The sequence below is a fragment of the Brachybacterium timonense genome, assembly GCF_900258505.1.
GTDB lineage: Bacteria > Actinomycetota > Actinomycetes > Actinomycetales > Dermabacteraceae > Brachybacterium > Brachybacterium timonense.
Genome location: NZ_LT984895.1, coordinates 1272827 through 1284951, shown reverse-complemented (window position 1 = coordinate 1284951; position 12125 = coordinate 1272827). Strand labels below are relative to the sequence as shown.

The following is a 12125-nucleotide window of genomic DNA, read 5'->3' as shown; positions in this document are numbered from 1 at the left end:
GCGCTGCATGAGGATGAACAATGCAGATCGATCCCGCCGACGGCACCGAGATCGCCCGGCACGAGACGGCGGAGCGGGTGCTGGACGAGGGCTTCGTGCTCGTGGACGGGATCGTGTACGTCGCGAGCCACTCGGGGCTGCTCAGCGCCGTGGACCTCGACTCGGGCGAGGTCGAGCAGCTGGTGCGCCTGTCGACCGCGCCGGTGCTCGCCCCCGGCGCCGCGTTCGGGGACCTCATCGTGTTCGGCGACTTCGCGGGGGCGGTGCGGTCTCTTTTACACATTTGACCCTTCCACCGACACACCCGGGGTAGATCGCGTGGGTCGCGGTTTTCATNAACCCCACCCCTTCTTCGCCGACGTCTCCCCCACCCCGGCGTTGAACATGTTGAGCGGATCCAGCTCGCGGTAGTGGTCGACGAGGTGCTCGGGAGCGGAGTAGATGCGCCCGTAGTTGTGCTCGGCCGGGACCGCAGCCCCACGGTCCACCAGCAGCTGCGTCATCCGCTGCTTGAGCGCGACCGGGTCCACGCCCTTCTTCGCCACATGGTCCTGGTGCAGCACGTGGCAGAAGAAGTGCCCGAAGTAGACGCTCTCGAGCAGCTGATCGGAGATCTCCTCGGGCAGACGCTCCAGCCAGTCGTCGTCGTCCCGGCGCAAGGCGACGTCGAAGGTGACCATCGCAGAGGCCTCGGCCCGGTGCATGACGTAGTAGCGGCTCGCGGCGCTGGCCACGCCGAAGCGGATCAGGGTCGCGCTCTGAGCCTCGTCGGCGTCGCACTCGAAGAACGCACCCTCGTGCTCCTGCTCCGCGAAGAACCCACGGAGCAGCTGGGCGGTCGCCGCACGCTCACCGCCGCTGACCACCAGCAGCAGGTGATGGTCGAAACGGTCACGGAAGTCGGTGAGCCGTGGCGGGATCTTCTCCGGCACCACGGAGAAGAGCTTCTGGGAGATCGCATCGGCGGTGGAGGGACCACAGCCTGGCAGCTTCGCGAACACGCCGTTCGCCCAGGATTTCAGCGCGAACATCTTCACCAGGGTGCGGGAGCCGGCGTGCTTGAGGGAGACGTAGGTGTCCTTGCCGTACTCGGTCGCAAGGTCGAAGGCGTGGGAGCTCATGTACTCGCCGGAGATCGGCAGCGGACCGTCGGCAGCGAGGATGCGGCGGCGCAGCGACTCGAGATCGGAAGGCCGGTCGGTGCCGATGTAGAAGGTGGCCTTGTCCTTCTCGAGCGGGAAGGTGCGGGTGCGCACGGCGAACACCATGATCTTGCCGGCGCAGCCGGAGGCCTCGTGGAGGAAGGTCGGGTCGGCGTTGAAGCGCGCCGGGGTGTCGACCAGCTGGCGCACGTGGTCGGCGTAGTCGGTGCCGGTGGAGTCCGGCGGCGGCGGGGTGACATCGGCGGCGTCCCAGTCCCCGCGCTCGAGCCGGTCGAGGATGTGGGTGGGGTCGGTGCCCAGATCGATCCCGAGGTGGTTCACCAGGTGGATCCGGCCGTCCTCATCGACGCGCGCGAAGATCGCCTGCTCCGTGTAAGCGGGGCCCTTGCGCATCTGGGAGCCGCCGGAGTTGTTCGCGATGCCGCCGACGACACTCGCGCCGATGGAGCTCGAGCCGATCACCGAGTGCGGCTCACGGCCGTGCGCGGCGAGCTTCTCCTCGAGCGAGAACAGGGTGGCGCCGGCCAGGCTGATCGCCTCGCGGGCATCGTTGATGAGGTGGATCCCGTCGATCCGCAGAGTGGAGAGGATGACGATGTCGCGGTCGTAGTCCTGGTCGCCGGGGCCGGATCCGCCGGTGAGCCCCGTGTTCGCGGCCTGCGTGATGACGATCAGATCGTGGTCCACGCACACCTGCAGGGCCCGCCACATGTCCACCAGCGAGCCGGGCCGCAGCACGGCGAGCACCTCACCGGCGCCGAAGCGGTCACCCGTGGTGAACGGCGCGGTGGCACGCGCCGAGGTGAGCACGTGCTTGCGCCCCATGATCCGGGTGAAGGCCTCAACGGCCTGGGCCGATCGCTCGTTCTTCAGTGTGCGCATATGCGGCTGTTCCTTCGCCTCTGGTGCTGCGAGCACGCTGCCGTGCTCGGGGCCATCGCAGCCCCCTCGACAGCGTAGTCAGCTGCGAGCGTCACACGCGGGGCGGGCGGATCGACGCGGGCACCGCCCTCCCGCGGCTCCGCCCGCACCCGATGGAGATGCGCCCCGCCCCTTCACTGCCGCCGGTGAGGCCCCCGCCGCTCAGCGGTGGGCGTGCACGCCCTGTTCAGCGGTGATCGCCTGCTGGTAGTAGCCGCGCAGCTGCTCGGCGAGCACCGGCCAGGTGCGCTTGCGCACGGACTCCAGCGCCGCCTTGCCGAAGGCCTCACGCTTGGCGTCGTCGAACAACAGATCGGCGGCGCACTCCCGCAGCTCATCGAGCATGCCCGGGGTGTAGAGCCAGCCGGTGCGACTGGGCGCCACCAGGTCGACCGGGCCGCCACGGCGCGGCGCGACCACCGGCAGACCGGAGGCCATGGCCTCCTGGATGGTCTGTCCGAAGGTCTCCAATTCCCCGGGGTGGATGAACAGGTCGGCACTGGCCACGTGGGTGGCGAGGTCTGTGCCGGAGCGGAACCCGGCGAAGCGGGCACGCGGCATCGCCCTGCGCAGGGCGTCCTTCTCGGGGCCGTCGCCGATGATGAGCAGGCGAACGCCCGGCATGTCGTGAATGATGCGCAGATCGGCGACCTGCTTCTCCGGGGCTAGCCGCCCCGCATACACCACGAGCTTCTCGCCGTCATCGGCATACTTGGCGCGAAGCTTCGCGCTGCGCAGCGACGGGGAGAACAGTGACGTGTCCACGCCGCGACGCCACAGGTTCACCCGTTCGATACCGTGCTCCACCAGCTGGTCGCGCGTGGCCGTGGACGGTGCGAGCGTCAACGTGGCGCGATTGTGGACGTCCTTGAGCAGCTGCCAGGTGGCGGCCTCCAGGAACGGCATGCCGTACTTCGCGGTGTAGCCCGGGATATCCGTCTGGTACACGGCGACGGTGGGCACCTTCTCCTTCTGCGCCGCTACGACGGCGCGACCGCCGAGCACCGTGGGTGAGGCCAGATGGACCACGTCGGGCTGGAACTCCGCGATCCGTCGGCGCAGCGACGTAGCGCTCGTGGTGGCGATGCGCACATCCGGGTAGCCGGCCAGCGGCACCGACGGGATGCGGCGCACGCGCACCTTGCGGCCGCAGGCTGTGCGCAGGAACTTGTCGGCCCGCGGCTGCTGCGGGGCGATGATCCCGAGGTCATCACCGGCGGCGGCGAAATGGTCGGCGACACGGAGCACCGAGTTGGTGACCCCGTTCATATGCGGAAGAAAGGACTCGGCAACGAAAAGGATCCTCACGCGCTCCACTGTCCTCCATGGCTCTGGCCGAGGTTGCACGCCCGCGTGTCGTGTCGTCGACACCCAAGTGAACTCTTCGTCCCTCAGGGTCTGCTGGGGCCGACGAGCAATGCCCGCCAGCCCCAGCACGAGAACAAAGGGTCAGTGCTCGCCGGTCACCAGGCGCGCGCCCGCGGTCAGTGACTCGAGCTTCGCCCAGGCGATATCGGCGTGGATGCGCCCGCCCAGGCCACAGTCGGTGGACCCGATCACGCGCTCAGCACCGACGATACGAGCGAAACGCTCGAGCCGCTGAGCGACCAGATCAGGGTGCTCCACAACGTTCGTGGCGTGGGAGACGACGCCGGGCACAAGCACCTTGTCGGCGGGCAGCTCGACCTGCTCCCACACGGTCCACTCATGCTCGTGACGCACATTGCCCGCCTCGAAGCTCAGGTACTTCGCGTTCGCCTGCAGCACCACGGGGGCGAGCTTTGCCAGCGGGAAGTCAGTGGTGTGGGGGCCGTGCCACGAACCCCAGCACAGGTGCAGCCGCACCTGCTCGGCAGGGATCCCCTCGATCGCGCGGTTGATCGCCTCCACGCGCTTGGCGGTGAAAGCCAGGTAGTCCTCGATAGTGGGCTCAGGGTTGATCTGGTCCCAGTTCTCGGCCAGCTCCGGCGCATCGATCTGCACGGTCAGACCAGCCTCGGCGATCGCCTGGTACTCCGGGCGCAGGGTCTGTACCCAGGCTTCGAGGAACTCGTCGACATCGCCGTAATGGTTGTCAACGATACGGGAGCCAGTCCCCGGCGAGACGGAGTTGAGGAATCCCTGCTGGTAGCCGCTCTTGTCCAGGGCGGCCTGCAGATGAGCGATGTCCAGGCCGATGAGCTTCTGGCCAAGATCCGTGAAGGAGATCGCCCCCGTGGCGGCGGGGAACACCTTCTGCTCCCCCAGGCTGATACCGGAATCGGGATCGTTGTAAGCGGTCTGGAAACGCTGCCAGTCGCGTCGGTCCGGGAACGAGGTCAGGCGCACCTGGCCGGGCTCGGAGCGCACCGCCTTCGTGGTGCGGATGTCCTCACCGGTCAGCTCCAGGCCGCCGACGCGATCGAAGATGTACGTCCACCAGGAGCCGTAGTTCACGGCGGACGCCATGAGATGCCCGTACTCGCCATCGTTGGGCAGGTCGATGCCGAGGTCCTGCTGTCGCTGCACGACGCGCTCCACGCTTGTGCGCAGCACCTCCGTGAAGTCATCGGCGAGAACCGGGGCGAGGCCGGTGTCATCGACGGGGCGGGCGGCATTGGCCTCGATGAGCTCTGCGGGGCGTGGCAGGGATCCGGCGTGGGTGGTGAGAATCGTGGACATGGTGCGCCTTTCCGGGTGGTTGGCCGTTCCTCGGCGGTGGTCATCGTGCTGTGCAGACTAGAAGGCCGCGCGCCGCGATGCGCCCCTCCGTGACACTGCATGAACACGGCAACGCGCCGCGCATCACCGAACGGCGCGCCCTCGAACGCAGCACGCATCCTGTCCGCTGCACCTCGACCGGCGCGAACTGCTCGACCGGCACGAACTGATGGTGCGCCGTCGATGGCTCCACACATCTTCCGACAGGCCGATGGCCGGGACTGATGCGCTGTGCACCAATCCCGGCCATCACCAATCAGGGAGTCGTCCCGTTCAGTCCTCGCGAGGCCACACGGCCGTGAGGTTCCTATCGCCCCACGCCTGTTCAATGCGGCGCACCGGCGGCCAGTATTTCGACTGGATGCGCATCGCCTCGGAGGTGTGCAGGCGCGAGCCGTCACGGGAATTCTCCGCATCCTTCGATGCCTGCACACCCGGGTAGGCGGCGATCTGACGCGAGTAGGGGTGGGCCCACTCGTCGAGCGTCACCGAACGCGCCGTGTGCGGGGCGTTGACCAGCGGGTTGTCATCCGCAGGCCAGGCTCCGGCGAGCACGTCCTCCGCCTCCTTCGCGATCATCTCCATGGCGTCACAGAAGCGATCCAGCTCCATCAGGTCCTCGGACTCCGTGGGCTCGACCATGAGTGTGCCCGCCACGGGGAACGACATCGTGGGCGCATGGAAGCCGTAGTCGATCAGGCGCTTGGCCACATCGTCCACCGTGATACCAGTGCGGGCCGTGAATGGCCGCAGGTCCAGGATGCATTCGTGCGCCACGTAGCCGCTCTCCCCCGTGTACAGGGTGGGGAACACGTCCCGCAGGCGATAGGAGACATAGTTCGCCGCGAGCACCGCGGAGGCGGTGGCGTGACGCAGCCCCTCCGCGCCCATCAGGCGGATGTACGTCCACGTGATCGGCAGGATCGATGCCGAACCGTAGGGCGCCTGCGACACCGGTGCACCGCCGTGCACCACGCCGTCGGCGCCCGCAAGCGGATGCTCCGGTCGTTGGATCATCGGATGGCCCGGCAGGAACGGTGCCAGATGCGCCTTCGCAGCCACGGGGCCGACGCCTGGCCCGCCGCCACCGTGCGGGATGCAGAACGTCTTGTGGAGGTTCAGGTGGGAGACGTCGCCGCCGAACTCGCCGGGACGTGCCACCTCCAGCAGCGCGTTGAGGTTCGCACCGTCGACATACACCTGGCCGCCCGCATCGTGCACGAGCTCGCACACGGTGCGGACCTCCTCCTCGTACACGCCATGCGTGGACGGGTAGGTGATCATGATCGCGGCGAGTTCATCCCCGTGATCCTTGATCTTCTGCTTGAGATCGTCGAGGTCGATGTTGCCGTGGGCATCAGAGTCGACCACCACCACCCGCAGTCCGGCGTTCACAGCGGACGCGGCATTCGTACCGTGCGCCGAGGATGGCACCAGGCACACATCGCGCCCGCTCTCCCCGCGCGAGGCGTGGTAGGCGCGGATCGCCGCGAGCCCCGCGTACTCGCCCTGCGAACCGGCATTCGGCTGCAGGGACACGGTGTCGTACCCGGTCAGTTCGATCAGCCAGCGTTCCAGCTGCTCGATCAGATCCAGCGATCCGGCAACGTCCTCCGCGGGCGCGAAGGGATGCGGGCCGTTGAACGCGGGCCAGGTGATACCGGCCATTTCGGTGGCGGCGTTCAGCTTCATCGTGCAGGAGCCCAGCGGGATCATGCCACGGTCCAGCGCGAAGTCCTTATCCGCGAGACGGCGCAGGTAACGCATCATCGCGGTCTCGGAGTGGAAGGAGGAGAACACGGGATGCTGCAGGAACGGGGTGTCCCGCACAAGGCCTCCCCAGCTCTCCCCTGCGCTCACCGGGCTGAGCTCCTCACCCGGCTTCGGGGCGAAGGGCGCGAACGCCGCGGCGATCGAGGAGAGGTCCTCCTCGGTCACCGTCTCATCCAGCGACAGGTGCACCGTGTCCGCGTCGGGGGTGTGCAGCAGGAAGCCCGCCTGGGCGAACGCATCCGCGATCTCGGCGGCACGGCCGGTGACGCGCACCTCGAGAGTGTCGAACACGGCGTCATCCAGCAGCTCGAATCCGCTGGCGCGCAGATGCGCGGCAAGGGTCGCGGTCCGGTCGGCCACCTGACGGCCGATCCGGGTGAGCCCGTCCGGGCCGTGGTACACGGCGTACATCGCGGCCATGACGGCGAGCAGCACCTGCGCCGTGGTGATCGAGCTCGTGGCTTTCTCTCGACGGATGTGCTGTTCCCGGGTCTGCAGGGAGAGCCGGAAAGCGGGATCGCCGTCGGCGTCCTTGGAGATGCCCACCAGACGACCGGGCAACTGCCGCTCGAGCCCTGCACGCACAGCCACGAAGCCCGCGTGGGGGCCACCGAAGCCGAAGGGGATGCCGAACCGCTGGGTGGTGCCGACGGTGACATCAGCCCCCATAGCACCCGGGGAGCGCAGCATTGTCAGCGCCAGTAGATCCGCGCTGACCACGGTGACTGCTCCGGACTCCTTCGCTGCAGCGATCACCGCGCTCGGATCCCACACCCGACCGGAGGCGCCTGGGTACTGCACGAGCACACCGAAGCAGTCCACATCGGGCATGCCCTCGGTGCGGAAGTCGACCTCACGCAACTCGATGCCGAGCCCGGCAGCACGGCCGGCGAGCACCTCCTTCGTGGAGGGAAGGGTGTCGGCATCGACGAGGAACACGGGTGCCTTGCGCCGTGCCTGCCGCCGCGCGAGCATCAGCGCTTCCGCCGCCGAGGTCGACTCATCCAGCGTGGAGGCGTTGGACACCGCCATGCCGGTCAGGTCGCACACCATCGTCTGGAAGGTGAGCAGAGCCTCCAGACGGCCTTGCGAGATCTCCGGCTGGTACGGCGTATAGGCCGTGTACCAGGCGGGATTCTCCAGCACATTGCGCTGGATCACCGCCGGGGTGTGGGTGCCGTAATACCCCATCCCGATCAGTGAACGGCGCACGGTGTTGCGATCGGCGAGCGCCCGCAGCTCCTCGAGGGCAGCGCTCTCACTGATGCCTGTCGGCAGCGCGCCAGCCGCATCGGAGTCGAGCAGGATCGTGCCCGGAACGGCCGCGCGCAGCAGCTCGTCAAGGTCCTTCAGCCCGAGCTCCGCCAGCATGTGCTGCTGTGCGTCCGCTCCGGTGCCCACGTGGCGGCGCACGAACGAGTCGTGGCCGTTCACAGCATCATCGGCGGGGCTGGCAGTGTCGATGCGTTCGGTCATCCCCTGCGTCACCGGTTCCTCAGGCGTTCGTGAGGGCGGCGTAGCCCTCCTGGTCCAGCAGGTCCTCCGGCAGCTGCTCGAAGGACACCTTGATCAGCCATCCCTCATCGAACGGCGAGGAGTTCACCAGCTCGGGCGAGTCGACCACAGCCTGGTTGACCTCGACCACGGTGCCGTCCAGCGGCGAGAACAGGTCAGAGACCGACTTGGTGGACTCGATCTCGCCCATCTCCGTGCCGGCGGTAATGCTCGCGCCCACCTCCGGCAGGTCGACGTACACCACGTCGCCGAGCTGTTCGGCGGCGAAGTCGGTCACGCCCACGATGGCAGTGCCGTCGGACTCGACGCGCACCCACTCGTGGTCCTTGCTGTAGCGGAGGTCATCAGCCATGAGATCTTCCTTCCGGAGGGGCGCTCGCGCGCCGGATCGGTCAACGACCGGCACTTCCGGTCGCCAGGGTCAGTCAGGGACTGTCGGGGCTTACAGGATCTATCGGGAACCGTCAGGCTCTATCGGGTCGGTCAGGATCGGGAGTAGAACGGCAGGGGGACGATGCGCGCAGGCAGATCCTTGCCGCGCACGTCGATCACAACCTCGGTCCCTTCCTCGGCGCAAGCAGGATCAACGAAGGCCATCGCGATGGGGTGGCCGAGCGTCGGGGAGAGCGCACCGGAGGAGACGCGGCCGATCTCACGGCCGTCGCTGTCCCGCACTGCGGAGTCGGCACGGGCGGCGCGGCGCCCGTCGGCGACAAGACCCACCAGCACGGGCTTCCCGCTCGGGTCGGAGGCCTCGATCCCGGCACGGCCCACGAACTCTTCCTTCGCGGCGAGCGCCACGATGCGGCCCATCCCGGACTGGGCGGGCAGCAGGTCGCGTCCCAGCTCGTGGCCGTACAGCGGCATGCCGGCCTCCAGGCGCAGCGTGTCGCGGCAGGCGAGCCCGCACGGGGTGAGACGGTCGCCGCCCGCGCGAACGAGCAGATCCCACAGTGCTGTGGCGTGCTCGGCGGGAACATACAGCTCGAAGCCGTCCTCCCCCGTGTAGCCGGTACGCGCCAGCAGCAGCGGCGCCCCGGCGAAGGTGCCTTCGAGCACCCGGTAGTACTTGAGGTCTGCGACGTCCTGCGCGGTGATGCCCTGCAACGCACCGTCGGCCGCCAGGGCGTCGGTGACGATGGCGGCGCTCGCGGGACCCTGGACAGCGACCAGTGCTGTAGCGGTAGATTCGTTCGCCACCTCGCAGTCGAAACCGCGTGCGCGCGCACGCAGCTCCTCGTGATCAACCTCTGCGTTGGCGGCGTTCGCAACCACCAGGAAGTGATCCTCCGCCAGGCGGTAGACGATCACGTCATCGATCACGCCGCCGTCCTCAGCGAGAATCAGCGAGTACTTCGCGCGGCCCACACCGATACCGGACAGCTTCCCGGCGAGCGCGTAATCGAGCGCTGCCCCCGTCTCGGGTCCGCGCAGGTGAATCTCCCCCATGTGGCTGAGGTCGAAGACTCCGGCGGATTCACGCACGGCGCGATGCTCGGCGAGGTCGGAACCGTATCGCACAGGCATGGACCAGCCCGCGAAATCGGTGAAGGTCGCTCCGAGAGCTCGGTGGGTCTCCTCCAGCGGAGTGGATCGCAGTGCCGCGTTGCTCATCCGGCGTCTCCTCCATCCCGCGGCCTGGCCGCGAACGTGGTCATGGCAGCGGCGATCAGCCAAGCGCAGGGAGTTCGCACCGCACTGTGCCGCGCGGCTCACTCTACCGTCCGTCGACCCGAAGGACAGCCGCATCGTCGCGATCCACGGCAGACAGTCTCCGGCCACCGTCCGGGTACGCGGACACAACGGTCGAATCTCGCTGACAGACGCTGCCGGTCACCGGCATATCCACGCCGTTGCTTTGCCGGAAGTCTCTCCCCCGCGATGCTTCGGCTTGTACGGTGAAGGGGTGACGAACAATGGCGCGCACGACTGGCCGATCCGTATCCGGGGGGAGCGGATCCTTATTCGCGAGGCCGGCGATGCAGATCGCCCCCGCCATATCGAGCTGATGACAAACCCGGTCACGCGCGAGTACCTGGGCGGCAGCATTGCGCATGTCTCTCCGGACGCGCTCGAGCTCGCACCACTGGGGCTCAGCTGGGGTCGCTGGGTGATCGCACGCGCCGACGACGACACAATGCTTGGCCTGATCACCCTGGACTATGACCGTGAAGAGCTGCAGCTGTCCTACGCCCTGCTGCCGGACAGCACAGGCCAGGGCTATGCCGCCGAGGCATGCCGCACGCTGCTGGCCTGGGCGCAGACGCATCTGACGGATGACGTCGTCATCGCCGTCACACCCACGCGGAACAAACGCAGCGTGCACCTGCTGGGCAAGCTGGGCTTCACCGTGCGTCGCGGCCTCGAGGAGTTCGGTGCCCAGCAGTTACTGATGGAGCGATCACTGGCCGAGCCATTGCCCGAGCTCGCCGAGCTCGGACGCGGGCAGTCGGACGCCCCGCTGCCACCATCCGCGCGCAGCTGACACTCTCCGGGTGGCTCAGGCACGCTGATCCCGCCGTACGGGACAGCTCATACAGCGTGGCCCTCCGCGTCCGCGCCCCAGTTCATCGCCGACGAGCTCCAGCACCTCGACTCCTTGCGAGCGCAGGTACTCGTTGGTGCGCACCGCACGTTCGTAGGCGATAACGCGTCCTGGGGCGACGGCGAGCACGTTGCAGGCATCGTCCCACTGCTCACGCGCTGCCGTCGGGCCGTCGAGCGGGGCGATGAGCACACGCAGAGCGTCGATGCCCAGACCGGATGCGAGCACCGTGTCCATGTCGTCGGCGGCTCGGGCCCTCGTGCGCAGGCGGCCACCGCTCAGCTGCACCTCGAAGCTCTCCAGGGTGCCGAGCGGGCCGAATCGCACCATTGATTCGTGATCGACCATCGTCATCACGGTGTCCAGATGCATCATGGAGCGTCGGTGCGGCATGGCAAGTGCGATCACCCGCTCCACGGTGCCGCCGCGCAGCAGCTGCGAGGCGAGCCATTCCACACCCACCGCGCTGGTGCGTTCGGAGAGCCCGATCGCCACGGTCCCCTCGGACAGCACGAGCACATCGCCACCTTCGACGGTGGCCTCGGTGCGATGCCGCGGGTCATCGCTGAAGATGCGTACCGGTGCCAGATCGGTCTGGAAACGCGGATGGTGGCGATAGAGCGCCTCAAGGTGCAGGCTCTCGCGGCGACGAGCAGGGTGGCGCATCGGCCCGATGGTGACCGCGTCACCGATCCAGGCCGACGAGTCACGCGTGAACAGATGATTGGGCAATGCGGAGAGCACCAGCGCATCATCCGAGGCGGCATGTAGGAGGATCGAGCGGGGTTTCACGCCGATCTCGCGCAGCTGCCCGAGGGTGATGCCGCCGATGAGGACGTCCACGAGCTGGGCCGAGGGGAGGTCCTGCAGCGCCTCCCGCAGATCCTGCGCGGCGATCGCGCCCAGAAACGCGGCATCCAGAACGCCGTCGAGCAGCTCGGCGCGCGCGTCGGGGATGGCCACCAGCTCCTCGAGCAGGGTGGACAGCTCAAGAACCTCAGCTCCGTGACTGCGCAGCAGCGCAGCGAACGCGTCATGTTGCGATACCGCACGCTCAGGCCACAGCACCTCGTCGAACAGCAGCTCCTCCCGTGATTCCGGGGTGAGTCGCTCGAGCTCACTGCCTGGGCGGTGCACGATCACAGTCCGCAGCGGGGAGACTTCGTCATGAACTCCGGCAGGTGCCGCGACCGTCGGCCGACGGGGCTCGACGCGGTCTGCCTGCGCGGCAGGCTCGGGCTGCCCCGTTGTCGTCTGGCTGCTCGGCGTCATGTCGACTCCTTCGTCGTGAGGTCCTCGCCGCGAGGCACGCTAGCAGAGCGTGCGAGTCGCCCGCGTCACGTTTCCGCACTTCCGTGCCAATTCTTCTCCGAACAGACCTCAGCGTCGGCTCCGCCTCGTGTCCGTGCAGGCTGGGGTCGTCGGTCCCGCCGACGCGCACGAAACGTGGTAGACCAGAGACGCAGCATTCACCCCGCTGTGTCCACCTCACCGTGTCCGCCTCGACG

General features: G+C 68.0%; 9 protein-coding genes. 2 read left to right on the top strand and 7 right to left on the bottom strand.

Annotated elements, in window-relative coordinates; genetic code table 11:
- The first annotated feature begins 20 nt into the window (after positions 1–20).
- Positions 21–287 (top strand): PQQ-binding-like beta-propeller repeat protein, encoded by a 267-nt coding sequence (locus C8271_RS05585; protein ID WP_106506473.1) that lies wholly within the window; start codon positions 21–23, stop codon positions 285–287.
- A gap of 45 nt (positions 288–332) precedes the next feature.
- Here C8271_RS05585 and dld read toward each other — a convergent pair whose 3' ends face one another.
- From dld to gcvT, 6 genes are all read right to left on the bottom strand, one after another.
- Complete coding sequence (gene dld, locus C8271_RS05580) at positions 333–2045, bottom strand: D-lactate dehydrogenase (protein ID WP_106506472.1); 1713 nt, start codon at positions 2043–2045, stop codon at positions 333–335.
- A gap of 201 nt (positions 2046–2246) precedes the next feature.
- Positions 2247–3392: a glycosyltransferase family 4 protein gene (locus C8271_RS05575; RefSeq protein ID WP_106507906.1), complete on the bottom strand. Its 1146-nt coding sequence runs from the start codon at positions 3390–3392 to the stop codon at positions 2247–2249.
- A 141-nt stretch (positions 3393–3533) separates the two neighbouring features.
- Complete coding sequence (locus tag C8271_RS05570; RefSeq protein ID WP_106506471.1) at positions 3534–4745, bottom strand: cobalamin-independent methionine synthase II family protein; 1212 nt, start codon at positions 4743–4745, stop codon at positions 3534–3536.
- Between the two features lie 312 nt (positions 4746–5057).
- The gene (gene gcvP, locus C8271_RS05565; protein ID WP_106506470.1) at positions 5058–8033 is read right to left on the bottom strand and encodes an aminomethyl-transferring glycine dehydrogenase; all 2976 of its coding nucleotides are present in this window, start codon (positions 8031–8033) and stop codon (positions 5058–5060) included.
- A gap of 19 nt (positions 8034–8052) precedes the next feature.
- Positions 8053–8424, bottom strand: coding sequence for a glycine cleavage system protein GcvH (gene gcvH, locus C8271_RS05560; RefSeq protein ID WP_106506469.1), 372 nt, complete (start codon positions 8422–8424; stop codon positions 8053–8055).
- Positions 8425–8555: 131 nt separating this feature from the next.
- A complete protein-coding gene (gene gcvT, locus C8271_RS05555) occupies positions 8556–9686 on the bottom strand; it encodes a glycine cleavage system aminomethyltransferase GcvT (RefSeq protein WP_106506468.1) in 1131 nt (376 codons plus the stop codon).
- A gap of 292 nt (positions 9687–9978) precedes the next feature.
- Between gcvT and C8271_RS14110 the strand changes: the two genes are divergently transcribed.
- A complete protein-coding gene (locus tag C8271_RS14110; protein WP_245920942.1) occupies positions 9979–10557 on the top strand; it encodes a GNAT family N-acetyltransferase in 579 nt (192 codons plus the stop codon).
- A 15-nt stretch (positions 10558–10572) separates the two neighbouring features.
- On the opposite strand, the gene C8271_RS05545 is transcribed toward C8271_RS14110, so the two are convergent.
- A complete protein-coding gene (locus C8271_RS05545) occupies positions 10573–11889 on the bottom strand; it encodes an arginine deiminase (protein ID WP_106506467.1) in 1317 nt (438 codons plus the stop codon).
- Between the last annotated feature and the right edge of the window lie 236 nt (positions 11890–12125).

What these genes read in the sequence shown, in the direction of transcription:
- C8271_RS05585 (WP_106506473.1), top strand. Translation starts at nt 21, where the DNA reads ATGCAGATCGATCCCGCCGACGGCACCGAGATCGCCCGGCACGAGACG.
- C8271_RS05570 (WP_106506471.1), bottom strand. Translation starts at nt 4,745, where the DNA reads ATGTCCACGATTCTCACCACCCACGCCGGATCCCTGCCACGCCCCGCA.
- gcvP (WP_106506470.1), bottom strand. Translation starts at nt 8,033, where the DNA reads ATGACCGAACGCATCGACACTGCCAGCCCCGCCGATGATGCTGTGAAC.
- gcvH (WP_106506469.1), bottom strand. Translation starts at nt 8,424, where the DNA reads ATGGCTGATGACCTCCGCTACAGCAAGGACCACGAGTGGGTGCGCGTC.
- gcvT (WP_106506468.1), bottom strand. Translation starts at nt 9,686, where the DNA reads ATGAGCAACGCGGCACTGCGATCCACTCCGCTGGAGGAGACCCACCGA.
- C8271_RS05545 (WP_106506467.1), bottom strand. Translation starts at nt 11,889, where the DNA reads ATGACGCCGAGCAGCCAGACGACAACGGGGCAGCCCGAGCCTGCCGCG.